The organism is Myxococcus sp. RHSTA-1-4 (assembly GCF_020037125.1).
Classification (GTDB): Bacteria; Myxococcota; Myxococcia; order Myxococcales; family Myxococcaceae; genus Myxococcus.
In genome coordinates, this window is sequence record NZ_JAIQDG010000009.1 from 127,897 (window position 1) to 146,109 (window position 18,213).

The 18,213-nt window shown below is 71.3% G+C and carries 14 protein-coding genes; 9 read left to right on the plus strand and 5 right to left on the minus strand.

Annotation, left to right across the window (positions count from 1 at the left end):
* Positions 1-72 precede the first annotated feature (72 nt).
* The 7 genes from rfbB to K8638_RS15000 all read left to right on the plus strand — a co-directional run bounded on the left by rfbB (position 73) and on the right by K8638_RS15000 (position 5,500).
* The gene (gene rfbB / locus K8638_RS14970; RefSeq protein ID WP_223755192.1) at positions 73-1,098 is read left to right on the plus strand and encodes a dTDP-glucose 4,6-dehydratase; all 1,026 of its coding nucleotides are present in this window, start codon (positions 73-75) and stop codon (positions 1,096-1,098) included.
* 4 nt (positions 1,099-1,102) lie between these two features.
* Entirely contained in the window at positions 1,103-2,005 is a 903-nt protein-coding gene (locus tag K8638_RS14975; protein ID WP_223755193.1) for an SDR family oxidoreductase, read from the plus strand.
* Between the two features lie 15 nt (positions 2,006-2,020).
* Entirely contained in the window at positions 2,021-2,902 is an 882-nt protein-coding gene (rfbA, locus tag K8638_RS14980) for a glucose-1-phosphate thymidylyltransferase RfbA (RefSeq protein WP_223755194.1), read from the plus strand.
* Positions 2,899-3,453, plus strand: coding sequence for a dTDP-4-dehydrorhamnose 3,5-epimerase (gene rfbC, locus K8638_RS14985; RefSeq protein ID WP_223755195.1), 555 nt, complete (start codon positions 2,899-2,901; stop codon positions 3,451-3,453). Before rfbA ends, rfbC begins: the two co-directional genes overlap by 4 nt.
* 124 nt (positions 3,454-3,577) lie before the next feature.
* Positions 3,578-4,141 (plus strand): hypothetical protein, encoded by a 564-nt coding sequence (locus K8638_RS14990; protein ID WP_223755196.1) that lies wholly within the window; start codon positions 3,578-3,580, stop codon positions 4,139-4,141.
* The gene (locus K8638_RS14995; protein WP_223755197.1) at positions 4,131-4,709 is read left to right on the plus strand and encodes a hypothetical protein; all 579 of its coding nucleotides are present in this window, start codon (positions 4,131-4,133) and stop codon (positions 4,707-4,709) included. Before K8638_RS14990 ends, K8638_RS14995 begins: the two co-directional genes overlap by 11 nt.
* The gene (locus tag K8638_RS15000; protein ID WP_223755198.1) at positions 4,706-5,500 is read left to right on the plus strand and encodes a lipopolysaccharide kinase InaA family protein; all 795 of its coding nucleotides are present in this window, start codon (positions 4,706-4,708) and stop codon (positions 5,498-5,500) included. The genes K8638_RS14995 and K8638_RS15000 overlap by 4 nt, the downstream gene beginning before the upstream one ends.
* 15 nt (positions 5,501-5,515) lie before the next feature.
* Here the strand turns inward: K8638_RS15000 and K8638_RS15005 are convergent, their stop codons facing one another.
* The 5 genes from K8638_RS15005 to K8638_RS15025 form a co-directional block, all read right to left on the minus strand.
* Positions 5,516-5,767 carry a hypothetical protein gene (locus tag K8638_RS15005; protein ID WP_223755199.1) on the minus strand — a complete coding sequence of 84 codons (252 nt, stop codon included), beginning with the start codon at positions 5,765-5,767 and terminating at the stop codon, positions 5,516-5,518.
* The gene (locus K8638_RS15010) at positions 5,764-6,909 is read right to left on the minus strand and encodes a hypothetical protein (RefSeq protein ID WP_223755200.1); all 1,146 of its coding nucleotides are present in this window, start codon (positions 6,907-6,909) and stop codon (positions 5,764-5,766) included. The genes K8638_RS15005 and K8638_RS15010 overlap by 4 nt, the downstream gene beginning before the upstream one ends.
* A gap of 490 nt (positions 6,910-7,399) precedes the next feature.
* A complete protein-coding gene (locus tag K8638_RS15015) occupies positions 7,400-9,157 on the minus strand; it encodes a serine/threonine-protein kinase (RefSeq protein ID WP_223755201.1) in 1,758 nt (585 codons plus the stop codon).
* 11 nt (positions 9,158-9,168) lie between these two features.
* Positions 9,169-10,158 (minus strand): tol-pal system YbgF family protein, encoded by a 990-nt coding sequence (locus K8638_RS15020; protein ID WP_223755202.1) that lies wholly within the window; start codon positions 10,156-10,158, stop codon positions 9,169-9,171.
* Complete coding sequence (locus tag K8638_RS15025) at positions 10,148-11,683, minus strand: PEGA domain-containing protein (protein WP_223755203.1); 1,536 nt, start codon at positions 11,681-11,683, stop codon at positions 10,148-10,150. Before K8638_RS15025 ends, K8638_RS15020 begins: the two co-directional genes overlap by 11 nt.
* Positions 11,684-11,932: 249 nt before the next feature.
* Between K8638_RS15025 and K8638_RS15030 the strand changes: the two genes are divergently transcribed.
* Together K8638_RS15030 and K8638_RS15035 are read left to right on the plus strand one after the other, a co-directional pair.
* On the plus strand, positions 11,933-12,988 hold the full coding sequence (locus tag K8638_RS15030) for a YihY/virulence factor BrkB family protein (protein ID WP_223755204.1): 1,056 nt from the start codon (positions 11,933-11,935) through the stop codon (positions 12,986-12,988).
* 311 nt (positions 12,989-13,299) lie between these two features.
* Positions 13,300-18,120 (plus strand): chitobiase/beta-hexosaminidase C-terminal domain-containing protein, encoded by a 4,821-nt coding sequence (locus K8638_RS15035; RefSeq protein WP_223755205.1) that lies wholly within the window; start codon positions 13,300-13,302, stop codon positions 18,118-18,120.
* Positions 18,121-18,213: the final 93 nt, after the last annotated feature.

Below are 18,213 nucleotides of genomic sequence, written 5' to 3' on the forward strand. Positions count from 1 at the left end.
CCTGGCGCCTTGACGGTGGATGACCCCTCCTATACGCAGGCACCCTCTCTGAGCACTCAAGGTCCGCGGGACATGAACGTACTGGTGACAGGAGGCTGTGGCTTCATCGGCTCCAACCTCGTGAAGTACCTCCGCCGCGAGCGGCCGGGTTGGACGGTGGTCAACCTCGACAAGCTCACGTACGCCGGCAACCTGGAGAACCTCTCCGAGCTGGAGGGCGACCCCCGCCACGTCTTCGTCCGGGGCGACATCGGCAACCGCGAGCTCGTCGAGCACCTGATGGCGGTGCACTCCATCGACGCCGTGATGCACCTGGCCGCCGAGAGCCACGTGGACCGCTCCATCCTCGGCCCCGAGGTGTTCGTCACCACCAACGTGCTGGGCACCCAGCAGCTCCTGGAGGCCAGCCGCGCCCGCGGCGTGAAGCGCTTCCTCATGGTGTCCACCGACGAGGTCTACGGCTCCCTGGGCCCCACCGGCGCCTTCACGGAGTCCTCGCCGCTGCAGCCCTCCAGCCCGTACTCGGCCAGCAAGACGAGCTCCGACCTCATCGCCCTGGCGTACCACCACACCTTCAAGCTGGACGTGGTCGTCACCCGCTGCTCCAACAACTACGGGCGCTACCAGTTCCCCGAGAAGCTCATCCCCCTCATGGTGGTCAACGCGCTGCACGACAAGCCGCTGCCCGTCTACGGCGACGGCGGCAACGTGCGCGACTGGCTCCACGTGGAGGACCATTGCCAGGCGCTGTTGCTGGCGCTGGAGAAGGGCCGGGCCGGCGAGGTCTACAACATCGGCGGCGGGGCGGAGCGGCGGAACCTCGAAATCGTCAAGGCCATCCTCGGCCTGCTGGGCAAGTCCGAGTCCCTCATCCAGTTCGTGAAGGACCGCCCCGGGCATGACCGGCGGTATGCCATCGACCCGGCGAAGATTCGCACCGAGCTGGGCTGGACGCCCGCGCACACCTTCGAGCAGGGGCTGGCGGAGACGGTGCGCTGGTACGTGGACCACCCGGCCTGGTGGGAGCGGGTGATGAGCGGCGCGTATCGCCAGTACTTCGAGTCGCAGTACCGCTCCCGCCTGCAAGGGAAGGGCTGACACCATGCGATTCCTCGTCACCGGCTCCAACGGATTGGTGGGCAGCCGGGCCTGCACGCTGCTCGAGCAGCGCGGGCACCCGGTGGTGGGCATGGGCCGGGGCGCGCGGCGCACGGGCGGCGGGTACGCCTACGTGAGCGTGGACCTGACGCGCGAGGCGGACGTGGCCGCCGCCATCGAGGCCGCCGCGCCGGAGGTCATCCTCCACTGCGCCTCCATGACGGAGGTGGACGCCTGCGAGAAGGACCCGGAGGCCGCCTACGCCGCCAACGTCACCGCCGCCGCGGCGGTGGCCCGGGGGGCTCGCAAGGCCGGAGCGCACCTGGTGCACGTGTCCACCGACTACGTCTTCGACGGCGAGGCCGGCCCGTACGACGAGGCCGCGCTGCCCAACCCGCGCGGCGTCTACGCGGTGACGAAGCACATGGGCGAGCAGGCGGCGCGGGTGCTCGCGCCCGGGTGCGCCATTGCCCGCACGGCGGTGGTGTACGGCTGGCCGCCCGTGGCGGGGCGCCTCAACTTCGGCGCGTGGCTGGTGACGGCGCTGGAGAAGGGGCAGCAGGTGCGCCTCTTCGAGGACCAGGTGGTGTCACCCAGCTTCGCGGAGAACGTGGCCGCCATGCTGGTGGAGCTGGGCGAGCGGCGCCTGGGCGGCGTGTGGAACACGTGCGGCGGAACGGTGCTGGACCGGGTGGCCTTCGGCCGCGCGCTGTGCGAGGTGTTCGGCTTCGATTCGAAGCTCATCGTCCCCACGCGGATGGCGGACTTGAAGCTGCCCAGCCCCAGGCCCCTCAAGAGCGGCCTGCGCACGGACAAGGTCCGCGCCGGGCTTTCGGTTCAACCCCTGGAGCTGGCGGAGTCGCTCGCGCGCTTCCACGCGACGTGGCTCGCGGCCCGGGGCTCCTGACCTTTCGAGGTGGCCATGAAGGGCATCATTCTCGCCGGTGGTTCGGGTACGCGGCTGTACCCGCTGACTCGCGTGGTCAGCAAGCAGCTGCTGCCCGTGCATGACAAGCCGATGATCTACTACCCGCTCAGCACGCTGATGCTGGCGGGCATCCGGGACATCCTCGTCATCTCCACGCCGCAGGACCTGCCGCGCTTCCGTGAGCTGCTGGGCGGCGGCGAGCAGTGGGGCCTGCGCCTGAGCTACGCCGAGCAGCCGAGGCCCGAGGGGCTGGCCCAGGCGTTCATCATCGGCCGCGACTTCGTGGGCCAGGACAGCGTGTCACTCATCCTGGGCGACAACATCTTCTACGGCCACGGGCTGGTGGACGTGGTGAAGCAGGCGGCGAAGCGCACCACCGGCGCCACCGTGTTCGGCTACTACGTGAAGGACCCGGAGCGGTACGGCGTGGTGGAGCTGGACGCACGGCTTCGCGCGGTGAGCCTGGAGGAGAAGCCAGCGAAGCCGAAGTCGAACTACGCCGTCACCGGTTTGTACTTCTACGACAACCAGGTGCTGGACATCGCCGCGGGGCTGAAGCCGAGCCGGCGCGGCGAGCTGGAAATCACCGACGTCAACGCGGAGTACCTGCGGCGTGGGCAGCTCCATGTGGAGCTGATGGGGCGCGGGTACGCGTGGCTGGACACCGGCACGCACGAGTCGCTGATGCAGGCGTCCAACTTCATTCAAATCATCGAGGCGCGGCAGGGGCTGAAGGTGGCGTGCCCGGAGGAGATTGCGTTCCGCATGGGCTACATCGACGCGAAGCAGCTCGTCACGCTGGCGGAGCCGATGCGGAAGAACGACTACGGCCAGTACCTGCTGGGGCTCGCGGAGAACCGGGGGGCGGTGTCGTGAAGGTGACCGCGCTGGACGTCCTTCCGGAGGTGCTGCTGGTGGAGCCGAAGGTGTTCGGCGATGACCGCGGCTTCTTCATGGAGCTGTACCACGCGAAGCGCTACGCGGACGCGGGCATCCCCGGGCCCTTCGTGCAGGACAACTACTCGCGCTCGGCGAAGGGCACGGTGCGCGGGCTGCACTTCCAGGAGCCGCTGGGGCAGGGGAAGCTGGTGCAGGTGCTGGCCGGCGCGGTGTACGACGTGGCCGTGGACGTGCGGAAGGGCTCGCCCACCTTCGGGAAGTGGGTGGCGGTGGAGCTGTCCTCGGAGAACCGGCGCCAGCTCTGGATTCCGCCCGGCTTCGCACATGGCTTCTGCGTGCTGAGCGACTCCGCGGACTTCCACTACAAGTGCACCACGCTGTACGCGCCGGAGACGGAGCGGAGCGTGCTGTGGAATGACCCCGACCTGGCGATTCCGTGGCCGGTGAAGGAGCCGCTGCTGTCCGGCAAGGATGCCCGGGCACCTCGGCTCGAGGATGCTCCGGTGCTGCCGGTGTACGGGGGCTGAGCTTCTCTGGCCGTCGGGCCATTGCCCCGTGGGAATCCGCCGTTCGCGGAGCGCGTCACGTCCCGGGATTCTCCTGTGCCATCCTGCCGGGCCAGGAAGAATCCGTTCCCCGAGACGACCGCTCATGCCCGCTACTTCCGCACCTGTCCTGGCGCCCTCTCTTCGCACGTCACTGTTCCGCTTCCGGGAGTCCGCCAGTCTGCTGGCCTCGCTCGTGCCGGGTGTGCTGTTCGGCGTGGCGCTGGTGGCGCTCTCCCGGACACCGCGCTTCGCCTGGCTCACCGAGCCCTCCCTGTACCCGTGGGAGCTCTGGGTGGTGGCGGTGGCCGGGACGGTCGCCACCGCGGCCGGTGTGGCGGACTGGGTCCACCATCGCGCGGCCGGGCTGCGCGTGGGCCCCAACGAGCACAAGGCGGAGCTGCTCGCGCTGGCGGGCGGTGGGCTGCCCCTGTTCCTGTTGATGTGCGCCGCCTCGGTGGCGCCGCGTCCCCTCGTGTTCCTGCTGCCCGTCCTCGTCGTCCTGATGGGGACCCTCGTCCTCATCTGCTACGACGAGTTCGTCTTCCACCGCCGGCGGTGCGGGCGGTTCGAGGCCCTGCTGCACCGGACCCTGCTGACGGGCCATGGGCTCGCGTTCCTGGCCTGGGCGCACTTCTGCTTCGTCCGCGAGCGGCTCCATGGCGGATGAGGCGCTCTCCGGAGTCCTGCCGTCTCCGCTGCGGCGGGGATGCGTGCTCCTGGGGCGCGCGGCGGCGCTCTTCGATGCTCCCGGCTCGCCGCTGGTCCGGGAGGCCCGGGGCGCGTGGCGCGGAGGTTTTCGCGGTGGCGCGGCCTGGATGGCCGGGGCAATGGCCCATGTGCGCGGAAGGCCCGTGGGCACCTCGCTGCCTTCCGCGCGGAAGCTCGGGGGCCTCAAGTATGCCTTCGCGCTGCTGGCGGCCGTGGGCACCTGGAGCGTGGCGGTGCTCCTGGGGCTGCCGCACGCGGTGGGGCTGCCGCTCGCGGTTCCCGCGTTCTATGCCGTCGAGGTGCAGGGGCTGTTCCTCTTCCCCCTCGCACTGGATGGGGTCGCGCACCCGTGGCGCGGCTCCCGGCGCCTGCTGCTCGAGGCCGGAGGGACGCTGAGCGCCGTGGGGACGGTGCTGGTGCTGGCCGCGGTGATGCTGTTCGGCGGGCTGGCCGGGCGCGGCTGGATTCGGTGCTGGTGCCTGGGATGTCTGGCGGTGGTGCTCTGGTACGAGGAGCTGCGGGCGTGAGGTGGGGGAGGGCGCTCACCGAGCTCTGGAGCCAGGGACTGGGGCGCGCGATTGATGCCGTGCGCGTCAATGCGGTGACGGCGGACGCCACGTTCTGGGTCAAGCGCCGCCGCTTCGGCATGGGGGCGGTGATTGCCGCCGGCAACGTGTTCCTCCGCCTGTCGCGCAGCCGCATCCGGATGTTCGCTTCGTGCTCGCGCTGGCAGGAATGGGAGCTGGCCTCCTTCCGGCTGCTACACCCGGGACACGCGGCCGAGCTTCGGCGCGGCGGTGCCGTGGCGCTGGAGGCGCTCCCCGGAGAGAGCCTGGACCGGCTGCTCGCACGAGGACAGCTCACCGCGCAAGGGGTGGAGGCCGCTGCCCGCGAGCTGCGCCGTGCTCATGCCCTGGTGCTTCCCGGCGCGGCCGTGCCGTGGTCGCACGGAGACATGCACCTGAAGAACGTCCTCTACGACGCGGACGGGCAGCGCGCGTGGCTCATCGACTTCGAGACAGCGCACGAGGCGGACCTGTCCGCCGAGGAGCGTCACGCGGACGACCTGTTCGTCTTCCTGCTCGACCTCGCGGGCCGTGCGCCCGAGGACGTGGCGGAGGTGCTCGCGGGCGCATTCCTCCGTGCCTACGGGCGGGAGGACGTCCTGCGGGCGCTGCTCGCGCGTCTCCAGCCGCCTCGGGGACTGGAGCGGGCGCTCTGGAAGAGCCGCTCCCAGCACCTGCGGGAGGCACGGCTCCTCCGCTGGCTGGAATTCCTGCGGCGGGAGGTGCTCGGCCTGACGCGGACGGACCGGTGAGCGCTGAGCGCTCCCTCAGCGTCGTCTCAAGAGCCTGACCCCGTTGACCGCGACGCCGGCCAGCCCCGCCAGGAGCAGGATGGGGACCAGCAGCACCGTGGCGAACCAGCTCAGCGTGTAGAACACGCCAAAGACGAGGCCGGGAAGTCCACCTTCCAACGTGCCGGAGAGCATTCCAGCGTACTGGCGTCCTCCGAGCACATTCAGCACCAGGAAGACCGCGGCCATCACCAGTGCGGTCCGAATCATCAGCTTCGTGAGCTTCATCGGTGTGCCTCCATCGTGTGTGACTCCATGGCCCGTTGCCACAGAGGTCCTTCGACGAGCGCGTACAGCAGCACGGCGTCCGCGAGCTGATTGCCGGCGGCGAAGCGGAGCCCCGTGTCATCCGTCACGGGGAAGGCGGCGAAGCGGAGGCTGGTGACGAGGCCCTCCAGCAGCGGCTCGTCATCGAAGGCCGCCGCGCCCAGGAGCGCGAGCCCGCTGGAGCCCGCGTTCGCGTTCACAATCGGAATGGTCGGCCCCGAGTCCACGTCATCGGCATCACTCGCGGTGGTGGGCCACTCCGCCGCCCAGGCGAAGCCGAGCGCCTCGCCGATGAGCTCACGGCGTGCGCGCTGGTACTGCTCCCTGGCGAAGTTCGCGTCCACCACCTGGAGCATGTGCGCGGCCAGCCACAGGGAGGAGCCCTCCGGCCCGTCCCGGGTGACACCTTCGTAGGTGAAGCTCGAGACGAGCAGCCCGGTGCGCGCATCCACCAGGTGCTTCCGGGCCGACTCCACCCAGCGCCTCCGCAGTGACGCGTGGTCCCGCCCGTCCACGGCGTCGGAGAGACGCAGCGCCGCCAGCGCGACGGTGTTGCAGAACGTCCACCCCTCGTCGGGGTAGCTCTCCGCGGCCAGCAGGGGGGCGCGCTCGAGCTGCGCGGTGAGGGTGTCGATGCGCTCCCTCAGGAGTGGCGCGAGGTCGTCGCGTGGCTCCACGAGCTGGCGGGCCGCGAGCATGAGGGCCACTTCCCCGTCCACGAAGAGGCTGCGCCCGTGCGCGTCGCGGAAGGGCGCGCGGTGGACGTAGGGCAGGAGGAATGTGTCCCGGCCCTGTCGCTCGTCGCGGAGCGTGCGCGCCAGCACGGCGTCGATGACGGCCAGGTGCTCCGCCTTCCGGGCCGGCTCCGTCAGGGCGAGGTTCGCGAAGGAGAGCACGTTGAAGGTGCGGACCATCAGGTCCCACTCGGGGTTGTTGCGGCGGAGCAGGTCGCGCTCGGGGCTGTCGTCGCGCATCGCGAGCATGCGCTGCCGGGCGGCGAGCGCGGGAGCGAGCTCGCGCGGGTCCTTAGGCCGGAACAGGAACTGGAGCAGCGGGAGCCACACCGCCGTGGCCACCAGCAGGAAGAGGAGGTTGCGTCGCATGTGTCGAGTCTCGGCCGCGGGCCGAATCGACGGAGGAAGAGGAGGGCGGGCGGTCGCGAGGACGGGGCGAACGGTCGCCATCGGGCGTCGCGGAGCCCCCGGTCCGCCTCCGGGCGCACCCCGCATGACGAGACTGTTCGTCATACCTGGACCTCCCCCCCAACGAGGGATGAAGGTGGGGACCCCACATGGCGCCTCAATCCTGGCTCGCCGTGCACGCGAGCGTCCGCTCACCGACTCCGGGGCGGCTCGGCGAGGCTGGCCGGCGTGCACTGGCGGTCGGGCGGCTCGCGGGAGCGAGCCCCCAGGTTCCGCGGGCGAACACCTCAAGCGGCGAGTGAGCGCCTCTGGCACGGAAGAGACGCGCTCGGGAGGCATTGTCCGGCCGCCTGCGCCGCGCGGCCTTCGTCGAGGAGCAGGTGAATCCCATGCACCCGCGGGTGGAGTGGGCCACGGGAGCCGGGCGTGCGAGGGCTGGCGCCCGCCTGGGCTACTCCAGCGTCTGGGGCACGAGCTCCCTTTCGCAGCGGCTGATGCCGCGCCGAGCATCCGAGAGCTTCGGGTGGTCCTTGAGCAGCGCCCGGTAGAGCCGGATGGCCTGCTCGCACTCACCCTCTCGGGCCCGCGCGTCCGCCTGCGCCAGCCGCTTCGAGGCGTCCTCGAGTGTCCCCGCGAGCTTCCGCAGCTCGGGCTCGACGGACTCCAGGCCCAGGCTCCGGGCCTGCGCCAGCTTCTGCATGGCGAGGTCCAGCTTGCCCTCGTTGAAGTCGTTGCTGATGTTGAGGACCTGCTCCATCGCCATCAGCTTGAGCCGCCTCGCGTCCACGTCCCCCATGGCCGTGGCCGGTGGGGCATCCAGCGCAGGGGCCGGCGGCGTCTCCAGCCGCGTCTCGGAAGCAGGGCCCGCCGGAGGCGCCGGCACGGCCGCGGCCGGAGTGGGCACCCCCGGTGCGTCCCCGCTGTTCCGGATGGCCACCACGCCCACGCCCCCGGCAACCAGCACCACGGCCCCGCCGAGGCCCATCACCAGGCCCATGCGGGAGCCCTTCTTCGCCGCATGGGGCGGCGCCGTGTGCGCCGTCTTGTCGAACCCGTCCGGCGCGGGGGGCGCCGGCTGCGTCAGGGGAATCGGCGCCACCCTGCCTGTATTGAACCTGCCCGCGTCCGCCGTGGCCGCGACGGCGGCGCCTCGCACCAGCGTGGCCTCGGAGCCGTCGCCATAGAGCATCGTGCCCGGGTGGCTCTGCTCCGCGATGGCGCTCTTCACCGCCGGGCTCACGCCGCTGATGGGAGAGCGGCGGGGCAGGGTGGGCAGCGCGTTGCTCAGGTCCGAGGCGAACGCCTCCATGGTGGCGTAGCGCTCCACGCGCTTCTTCGCCGTGGCCTTCTGGATGATGGCGTCGAGGGCCGGCAGGTCCAGGTCCGCCACCACGTCCGCCAGGCGCGGCATGGGCTGCTGGACCTGCTTCTGCATGATTTCCGCGACGGTGCTTCCGTCGAAGGGCTGCTTCCCGGTGAGCAGCTCGAAGAGCACCAGGCCCACCGCGTAGATGTCCGTCCGCGAGTCCACGTCCAGGCCCATGGCCTGCTCGGGAGACATGTACCGGGGCGTGCCCGCCACCGCCCCCTGCTGCGTGAGCCGGGGCGCCCCGTCGCTGATGCGGGCGATGCCGAAGTCCAGCACCTTCACGTGCCAGCCCCGCATGCCCTGCCGGACCATGATGTTCTCCGGCTTCAAGTCCCGGTGGACCACCTGCCGCGCGTGCGCGTAGGCCAGCACGTCCGCCACCTGCAGGATGATGTCCACCGCCTCGTGGAGCGCCAGCCGCCCCACGGTGGACAGCAGGCGCTTGAGGTCATCCCCCTCCACGTACTCCATGGAGATGTAGAGCGTGCCCTCCTCGTCCTGCCCGAAGTCGTGCAGCGTGACAGCGTTGGGGTGCGCCACGCGGGCGTAGCTCTTCGCCTCGTTCAGGAAGCGCCGGGCCACATCCGGGTCCAGGGACAGGCCGCTGTTGAGGAACTTCATCGCGACCTGCTGGCCGATGCCCACCTGCTCCGCCAGGTACACCGAGCCCATGCCGCCCTGGCCCAGCCGGCGGAGGATGCGGTAGCGGCCCGCGATGACACGGTCCACCATCCGGTCCACCTGCGGCACCGTCAGCAGCTCGGTGCCACCGCACGCAGGGCAGGCCCCGCCCCACGTCTCGTGCTGCGCTTCGCACCGCTGACAGATGTAGAGGGCCATGGCTTGGGACCTCAGCGCGCCGCCGGGTAGCGCTGGAAGAGGATGCGCTCCAGCTCTCGCGCTCCCGCCTCAGGTGACTTCTGGTTCGCCACCGCCGCGCGCAGCACGTCCGTGCGCGGGTCGCCCGGCAGGTCCGCCTCCATCACCGCGAGCGCCCCGCCCAGGTCCCCCGCGCGCTGGAGCGCCGCCGCCCGCCACAGCCGGTACTCCGTCCGGTCCGGCGCCGCCCTCGCCGCCTCGGCGAACAGCGCCTGCGCCCGCGCGGAGTCCCCCTTCTGGAGCATCGCCAGGCCCTCCAGGAACGGCGCCTGCGCGGAGGCGCCGGCGGACGGCTCGCCCGCGTCACTCGCGAGCTCGAACAGCTTGCGCGCCTCGGCCAGCCGCTCGGCGGGGAGGGCCTCGCCGCCCAGCGCGCGGCGGTGCAGCTCCTCCGTGGCGATGCGGCACGCGGCGCTCAGCCGGACGCCCATCTCCCCCAGGTCCGTGCCCAGGTAGCCCTCCGACACCAGCGTGGTCAGCATCTCCCCCGCGGAGTCCGGGCCCACCAGCTTCCCGTCCGCCAGGGCGGCGAAGAAGCCGGCCTTCAGCTCCACGTGGCGCGCCGTCAGGTCCGGCGGCACCTTGTTCTTCTTCTTCCTGCGCGCCGCCTTGAGCTTGCGCTCGCACAGCTCCAGCTCGCGCTGTGCCTTGGGCCGGTCCTGGATGTCCGGGGCGCTGCGCAGGTACGCGCGGTACGCGGCGCAGGCCCCGTGGACCTCCTTCGCCCCCATGCGCGAGCGCGCCAGGCCCAGGTACGCCTGCAGCAAGGAGGGGTTGGCCCGCGTGGCCTTCAGGAACTGCTTCGACGCGTCCGCGTAGCGGCGCTTGTTGTAGAGCCGCGTGCCCTCGGCCACCAGCGCATCCGCGTTGCCCACGCCGGGGCCCACCAGCGGCTCGGCCGAGGCCAGGCCACACGCCAGCACCACGCACGTCACCAGCCAGCGGCGCAGCTCAGAACGCATAGCCCAGCCCTCCCCGCAGGTTGCTCGTCCCGGCAATCTTCTTCAGCAACGTGAAGCCGTGCTGGTACCCCGCCGAGAGGTAGAGCCCCTCGTAGAGGAAGACGCGCGCGGTGGCCTGCCCCGTCGCGTGCAGGTCCAGCGCATACAGCCCGTCGAAGGCGGGCGTGTCGCCGGACTCCTCCACCAGCATCCCCTTGAACTCCAGGCCCGCCTGGACGGCGAAGGAGACGGGGCCCACCACGTAGCGCAGCTGCGGCTGGAGCGCGCGGACCGACAGCGCCCGCACCCGCGTGTCGAACTGCTCTCCCGGCGGCGCTCCCGGCTCGGCGTTGGGAGGGAAGCCCACCGTCCAGACGTCCCCGGTGGTGTAGTACGTGGCGCCCGCCAGCATGACACCGAAGTTCTGCCCGTACCGGCCGTACTCCACGCCCAGCCCCATCAGCCTCCGCGAGCCGGGCGCGCGGAGGCCCGAGGTGCGGAAGTCCTTCAGACCCTCGGTGGCCTTCGTCGGCTTCAGCTCCAGGGTGGCGCTGGTGAGGCTCAGCATCTCGAAGGAGCCCTCCAGGTAGCTCTGCCGCGCCATGGTGGCCTGCTGCCGCCGGCGCATGGCCAGCTTGAAGGCCTGCATGGAGGTGGGCTTCATCGTGTGCTCCAGCGTGTACGTCGCGCCGGGAGCAATCTCCGCCTTCACCTCGTGCGGCAGGTAGCCCTCCAGCAGCAGCGACAGGGTGCGCGTGCCGGGCTGGATGCCCTGGTCCACCGCGTCCGTGCCCACCGGCTTGCCGTCCACGAGAATCCGCGTGCCCTCCGGGAGGGCCTTCACCACCAGCCGCGCGGGCACCTTCTCCAGCGCGGGACGCAGCTTCACCTGCTCGCGCGAGGCCACCACCCGCGTCTCCTCCTTCGGCAGGTGCGAGGCCAGCTCGAAGCGGAAGGTGTGCTCGCCCGGCAGCACCTCCGTCTGGAAGGGCGTGGTGCCCACCTTCACGCCGTCCAGGAAGACGGTGGCGCCCGGCGGCTCCGTCACCGCATCCACCGTGGCGTTGAGCGTCAGGAACTTCACCAGCACGCCGGCCAGCGCCTTCTCGAAGGCGGGGTTGGCCGTCTCCGCCTGCGCGCGGGCGCCGCTGTCCGGACGCACGCTGACGGCGCGGAAGCGGTAGCCCGCGTCGTCCTGCCCCGCCTGCACCAGCACCACCCGCTCCAGCCCCAGCGAGCCCAGGTACGCCTCCATCGGCTCGCGGCACCGGGCATCGCCGGACACGCAGGCGAGGTCCCCGCGGCGTCCCTTCAGGAAGCCCGCCAGCGCCTCGCGGCCGATGACCTGCCCCTCCTTCAGGTCCGGGGGTATCAGCGCGGCGATGCCCGCCTCGGTGCGCTTCACCAGGGCGTCCTGTCCCGGGTACAGGGGTTGGACGAGCCAGAGCGTGTGCGTGGGGGCCGCGGCCGGGGTGCCCGGGGGCACTCCAGGCGCCGCGCCGGCGGTCAGTGCCAGGCCGACACTCAGCAGACAGGCGACGAACATGACGTCCTCGGGGGATGGAGCGCTCAGCGGGCCGTCCCGGCGCCCCACCCGTGGTGTACGACACTGAACGCTGGCCTGCCTAGGGGGGGCCGGGTGGCCCCAGGGCCCTCTTCCAGGAATGACGCCCTGCTTCCGGCCCTGGCCGCCTGCCCTGGGGCCGCGCGGGCGGTGGCCCGGCGCGAGGGAGGGGCCGGGGGGTGTGGGGAATGCGCATCGTTCCCCAGGTCACAACACCTCTGAGGAGGCGGAATGGTACTCCCGGGCAAGGGAATGGGTTGGATGGAGTTCTTCAAGACCCTGAAGTCGGAGTGGAAGCGCGACGACGTGGGCGATGTCGCGGGAGCGCTGACGTTCCGGGCCATCCTGGCCATCTTCCCGTTCCTGCTGTTCCTGGTGTCGCTGGCGGGCGTCATCATCGACCCCGCCCAGGCGCAGGTGCTCATCCAGGAGCTGTCGAAGGTGGCGCCCCAGGAGGTGACGAAGATTCTGGGCGACCGCCTCAACTCGCTGGCGCAGAGCAACCCGGTGGGCCTCTTGACGGTGGGCGGCGTGGGCGCGGTGTGGGCGGCGTCGGGCGGCATCGTGGCGCTGATGGACGCGCTGAACACGGCCTACGGGGTGGAGGAGAAGCGGCCCCTCTGGAAGCTGCGCGGCATTGCCCTGCTGGTGACGCTGGGCGGCGCGGTGCTGGCCATCGCCGCGGCGCTGACGGTGGTCGTCCTGCCGACCATCGCCGGCAAGCTCGGCCCCGTGGGCCCGGTGCTCACCTGGCTGCGCCTGCCGTTCGCCGGACTGGTGATGATGTTCCTGTGGGCGGTGCTGTACTACGTGCTGCCGGACGCGAAGCAGAAGTTCCGCCTCATCACCCCGGGCTCCGTGGTGGGCGTCCTCATCTGGGTGGCGGCCTCGTGGGGCTTCTCCAAGTACGTGGTCAACTTCGGCAAGTACGACGTGAACTACGGCGCCATCGGCGGCGTCATCGTCCTGCTGCTGTGGATGTGGATCTCCTCACAGGTCGTCCTGCTGGGCGCCGAAATCAACGCCATCCTCGAGCACCGCTCCCCGGAGGGGAAGGCCCCTGGCCAGAAGCTCCCGGAGGAGGGCAAGGCGGTGACGGCCACCAAGGGCGAGCTGGAGGAGGGCGGCGCGCGGATGCCCGGCTCGCGTGAGCTCCGGCCCGCGCCCAGCCCGCGGACGGGCACCCGGCCTCCGAAGCTGGCCCAGACGCCGCTGGCGGCCGCCGCCCGGTGGGCCGCGGGCCTGGGCCTGGGCCTGTTCCTCGTGCGCCGCAACACCGCGCCGTAGCGGCGCGGAGCTCCGCCTTCCGCGGGGCCCCGGGGCCCCGGCTTCCTCGCGCCGCTTCAGCGCGCGAAGGGGCCGGGGCCTCGTCGCGTGCGGGGCCCGGACAAGGCAGGGGAGAGGTCTGCTTGCCAGGTGCGAATTGACCCTGGCTCGAGCACCACGCACCGGCTTGCGGCGTGCCCCCGGCCGGTGACACCCTGCGCGGCTGTCTGACAGGCGACAGTTCAAGCCGTTGCCGCGTCGTCCCCCCGGACATGCCCCTGCCTGAACGCAGTCCCCGATGAGGGACGGTCGCCTTGCATCCTGGAGCTACGATGTCTCTGAAAACTTCCTGGCCGCTTCGCTGCGCCCTGGTGCTGCTGACCGCGCACCTCGTGAGCGCCTGTGGCAAGCCGGACCCCGACCCGAACCCCAACCCCGGGCAGGACACCTCGGCGCCCGCGACACGGGCCACGCCGGCCGGAGGCAGCTTCAGCCAGCTGGTGGCGGTGGCGCTCGTCTGTGACGACGGCGCGGGCAGCGGCTGCGCGGCCACGTACTACACGCTGGACGGCTCCACTCCCGGCACCGGCTCCACGCAGTACCACGAGCCCTTCACGCTCTCGGCCACCACCACGGTGCGCTTCTTCTCCGTGGACAAGGCGGGCAACACGGAGGCGGTGAAGTCCGAGCAGTACACCCTCACCAGCGCCGTGGACACGCAGGCCCCCACCACCACGGCCTCCCTCCCGGGCGGCGCCTACAACAGCCCTCGCAGCGTGGCGCTGACGTGCAACGACGGCGCGGGCAGCGGCTGCGCGGCCACGTACTACACGCTGGACGGGAGCGTGCCCACGGAGGCGTCCCCTCGCTACTCGGCGCCGCTGGCCATCTCCGCCAACACGACGCTGCGCTTCTTCTCCGTGGACGTGGCGGGCAACGTGGAGGGCGCGCGTCTGGAGCGCTACGTGCTGGACACGGAGGCGCCCACCGTGTCCGCCTCGCCGCGGGGGGGCAACCACGGCGCCTCGGTGGAAGTCACGCTGACGTGTGACGACGGCAACGGCTCCGGCTGCGCCTCCATCCACTACACCACGGACGGCTCCATCCCCTCGGCGGCGTCGAGCACCTACGGCGCGCCACTGCGCCTGGAGTCCACCACCCGGCTGCGCTTCCTGGCGGTGGACCGGGCGGGCAACGCGTCGGAGGAGCACTCGGAGGTGTACACGCTGGATCGCACGGGCCCCGTCTCCGCGGCGACGCCCCGGGGCGGCGCGTTCCGCTCGGCCTTCACGGTGGCGCTGACGTGCGACGACGGCACCGGCAGCGGCTGCGCGGCCACGTATTTCACCACCAACGGAGCCCCCCCGACGCGCGCTTCCGAGCGGTACACCGGGCCCATCTCCATCGGCGGCAACACCACGCTGCGCTTCTTCTCCGTGGACGTGGCGGGCAATGACGGGCCGATGGTGACGGAGACGTACGTGGTGGACCAGGCCGCGCCCGTCACCCGGGCCACGCCGCCGGGCCGCTCGTATGGCGGAGAGCAGTTCGTGACGCTCGCGTGCGAGGACCTCGCGGGCAGCGGCTGCGCGGCCACGTACTACACGCTGGATGGCACGCCCCCCACCACCGCGTCCCCGCTGTACGTGATGCCGGTGCGCGTCTCGTCCAGCCTCACGCTGCGCTTCTTCTCCGTGGACCGGGCGGGGAACGTGGAGACGGCGAAGACCGAGCCGTACCTCATCGACACGGTGCCCCCCACGGCCTCCGCGGAGCCGCGGGGCGGCAACTACAGCAGCGTGCAGCAGGTGTCGCTCTCGTGCAGCGACGGCGCCGCCGGCAGCGGGTGCGCCGCCATCCACTTCACGCTGGACGGCTCGCAGCCGACGATTGGCTCGCCCGTGTACACGAGCCCCCTGCGGCTCTCCTCCAACACCACGCTGCGCTTCTTCGCCGTGGATGACGCGGGCAACCGGAGCAGCGAGCAGACGGAGCGGTACTCCATCGACGTCTCGGCGCCGCTGACCACGGCCAACCCCGCGGGCGGCCTGTTCGGCGGGGACACGCAGGTGACGCTCGACTGCGACGACGGGCAGGGCGGTACGGGCTGCGCGGTGACGCGCTACACGCTCGATGGGAACACCCCCACGGACGCCTCGCCCCGGTACGAGGGCCCCATCACCGTGACGTCCACCCGCGGGCTGCGCTTCTTCTCCGTGGACGCGGTCGGCAACCGGGAGCCGGTCCGGGTGGTGACCTTCACCATCGACAGGGTGGCCCCCGTCACCACCCCGAGCGTCACCGGCGGCAGCTTCACGAGCGCGCAGTCGGTGTCCCTGTCTTGCGAGGACTCGGGCGGCGGCACCTGCGCCGCCACGCACTTCACCACGGACGGCACTCCGCCCACGACGTCCTCGCCGCGCTACTCCGGCACCCTGCGCTTCGAGACCACCACCACGCTGCGCTTCTTCTCCGTGGACGCACTGGGCAACGCCGAGGCGGCGAAGGTGGAGACGTACGTCATCGACTCGACGCCGCCCACCACCACGGCCACGCCCGGCGGCGGCACCTACCGCGCCGCGAGGGACGTGGTGCTCACGTGTGATGACGCCGGCGGCGTGGGCTGCGCCAACCCCATCCGCTACAGCACGAACCCCGCCGCGCCCGCGGGCGACTTCCTGTCGTACACCGGGCCCATCCGCATCAGCGCCAATACCACGCTGCGCTTCTTCTCCACGGACGGGCTGGGCAACACCGAGGCCGTGAAGACGGAGACGTACGTCATCGACACGGTTGCGCCCACCGTCTCCGCCGAGCCTCGGGGAGGGGCGTACTTCACGCCGCAGACGGTGCGGCTGACGTGCGCCGACGTGGGCTCCGGATGCTCCGCCATCCACTACACGACGAACGGCGCCACGCCCGACACGGGCTCGCCCCGCTACACGGGCGAGCTGTTCCTCTCCACCAACACGTCGTTGCGCTTCATCGCCGTGGACGCGGCGGGCAACACCAGCGCCGTGGCCGTGGAGACGTACACCTTCTCCTCGGACACCACCGCGCCGGTGACCACCGCCAGCCCGCCGGGCACCTTCTATGGCAGCGCGGTAGCGGTGACGCTGAGCTGCTCGGATGCCGGTGGCAGCGGCTGCGCCGGAACGTTCTACACCCTGGACGGCAGCGAGCCGTCCACCTCCAGCACGCGCTACACCGGGGCCTTCACCGTTTCCACCAGCACCCAGGTGCGCTTCCGCTCGGTGGACGCCGTGGGCAACCTCGAGGCGTCCCGGAGCGAGTCGTACACCATCGACACCACGGCGCCCGTGACACGGGCCGTGCCGGCCGGTGGAATCTACACGGACCCCGTCGCGGTGATGCTCGAGTGCACCGACTCGGGAAGCCTGTGCCGGGAGACGCGCTACACCACGGACGGCTCCGAGCCGCACATGGCCTCGCCGCTGTACGAGGGCCCCTTCCTCCTCACCCGCGACACCACCGTGCGGTTCTTCTCGGTGGACAGGGTGGGCAACATCGAGGCGGTGAAGACGGAGGTGTATGACCTCCAGCTCTACTCCAACACCGCCTCGGAGCAGATCGCCGCGGTGCGCGAGCAGCCCGACGGCCCGGTGAACATGACCATCGACGGGGCCATCATCACCTACGTCAAGCCGCTCGTCGGGAACACCCTCAACGACCCGGCTGGCTTCTTCCTCCAGGCCGAGCAGCGGGGACCCGCCATCTTCGTGGAGGTGAACCCATTCACGCTCTCCCCCGTCCCGGAGGGCGGAGAGCGGGTGAACGTCACCGTCTCCGAGCGGTTCACGCGGAACGGACAGGCGCGCGCGACGATTTCCAGCTACACGGCCCTGAGCTGGAACAACCCGGTGGAGGAGATGGTGCAGGACGTGAGCGGCGTGGACCTGCCCTCGCTCCTGGGCACCTACGAGTCCGAGTACGTCTCCATCTCCGGCACGGTGGGGAGCAGCGGCTTCGTGTCGGCTGGCACCGGCCACGTGCAGGCGCCGCTGGTGACGGCCGGTGTGCCCGAGGGCTCGGCCAGTGCGCCCAACATGAAGCTGCGCGTGGTGGAGACGGTGAGGGACTCGCTCGACCTGTCCGCGGGGTGCGAGGTGACGGTCGTCTCTCCGCTATGGCGCTTCCACGCGGCCGCCCAGCCCTCGGTGTGGAAGGCCTCCCACGTCACCTCCATGACGTGCCCCGGGCCCCGGGTGACGAGCGCGCAGGCGGGTGACCGGAACAGCGTCGTGGTGCGCTTCGACCGGCGCATCGACCCGGCCTCCATCCTGGCCAACGGCAGCCAGTTCTCCATTCCGGGGCTGACGGTGACGTCCGCCGCCGCGAGCGACCGCAACGTCTGGCTCAACACCACGAACCAGACGCCGCGCCAGTCGTACACCGTGACGGTGGCGGCCACCGTGCGTGACATGCAGGGCAGCCCGCTGGACCCGGCGGCGGCCTCAGCAAGCTTTACCGGCTTCGTGCAGCCCGCCCGGTTGCGCATCTCCGAGATTGCGCCCAACGTCCCCAGCGGCCGCGACCTGGTGGAGCTTTACGTCGTCCAGGGCGGCAGCGTGCAGGGCGCGACGCTGGTGGATGGGAACAACACCGACGCCCCGCTGGCCACGCTCCCCGACGTCACGGTGGCCGAGGGTGACTTCATCATCGTGCACCTCGTCCCGGACATCCTTGGTGGCACCGACGCCCCCGGCTCGGAGACCACCGGCGTGAGCCAGTACCCGCAGGGGGTCTATCCCTCCAACTACGACACGGCCTGGGACTTCCATGGCGGAGCCTCCGGCATCAGCAGCGTGGGGAACCGGACGCTGCGCATCCAGGACAACTTCGGCGTGACCCAGGACGCCATCGCCGTCATCCAGCCGTTCAGTACCTTCGCCGGCTATCTCACCCAGCTCCAGGCGCTCCAGGCCGAGGGGCAGTGGGCCCCGCCAGACTGCAATGGCGTGCCCTGCACGTACACCAGCTTCCCGTCGGCGTATGACGTCTCCGTCAACTGGGCCGACGCGTTCGTCACCCCGGGAAAGGACACCACCCTGCGCCGCATCAGCGGCACCGACTCCGACACGGCGAGCGACTGGTTCGTGGGGGCCGCCTCGCTGGGCTTCGCGAGCTGGTAGCGCCACTGGGCGCAGGGAAGCCCGGGGGCCTGGCCCCCGGGTTTCGGAAACGCGAATCGCCGCCTCGTGCCGGGAGCAACTCCCCGGTCCGGG

What these genes read in the sequence shown, in the direction of transcription:
- K8638_RS15035 (WP_223755205.1), top strand. Translation starts at nt 13,300, where the DNA reads ATGTCTCTGAAAACTTCCTGGCCGCTTCGCTGCGCCCTGGTGCTGCTG.
- K8638_RS14975 (WP_223755193.1), top strand. Translation starts at nt 1,103, where the DNA reads ATGCGATTCCTCGTCACCGGCTCCAACGGATTGGTGGGCAGCCGGGCC.
- K8638_RS15030 (WP_223755204.1), top strand. Translation starts at nt 11,933, where the DNA reads ATGGTACTCCCGGGCAAGGGAATGGGTTGGATGGAGTTCTTCAAGACC.
- K8638_RS14990 (WP_223755196.1), top strand. Translation starts at nt 3,578, where the DNA reads ATGCCCGCTACTTCCGCACCTGTCCTGGCGCCCTCTCTTCGCACGTCA.
- K8638_RS15020 (WP_223755202.1), bottom strand. Translation starts at nt 10,158, where the DNA reads ATGCGTTCTGAGCTGCGCCGCTGGCTGGTGACGTGCGTGGTGCTGGCG.
- K8638_RS14995 (WP_223755197.1), top strand. Translation starts at nt 4,131, where the DNA reads ATGGCGGATGAGGCGCTCTCCGGAGTCCTGCCGTCTCCGCTGCGGCGG.
- K8638_RS15015 (WP_223755201.1), bottom strand. Translation starts at nt 9,157, where the DNA reads ATGGCCCTCTACATCTGTCAGCGGTGCGAAGCGCAGCACGAGACGTGG.
- rfbA (WP_223755194.1), top strand. Translation starts at nt 2,021, where the DNA reads ATGAAGGGCATCATTCTCGCCGGTGGTTCGGGTACGCGGCTGTACCCG.
- K8638_RS15010 (WP_223755200.1), bottom strand. Translation starts at nt 6,909, where the DNA reads ATGCGACGCAACCTCCTCTTCCTGCTGGTGGCCACGGCGGTGTGGCTC.
- rfbB (WP_223755192.1), top strand. Translation starts at nt 73, where the DNA reads ATGAACGTACTGGTGACAGGAGGCTGTGGCTTCATCGGCTCCAACCTC.
- K8638_RS15025 (WP_223755203.1), bottom strand. Translation starts at nt 11,683, where the DNA reads ATGTTCGTCGCCTGTCTGCTGAGTGTCGGCCTGGCACTGACCGCCGGC.
- K8638_RS15005 (WP_223755199.1), bottom strand. Translation starts at nt 5,767, where the DNA reads ATGAAGCTCACGAAGCTGATGATTCGGACCGCACTGGTGATGGCCGCG.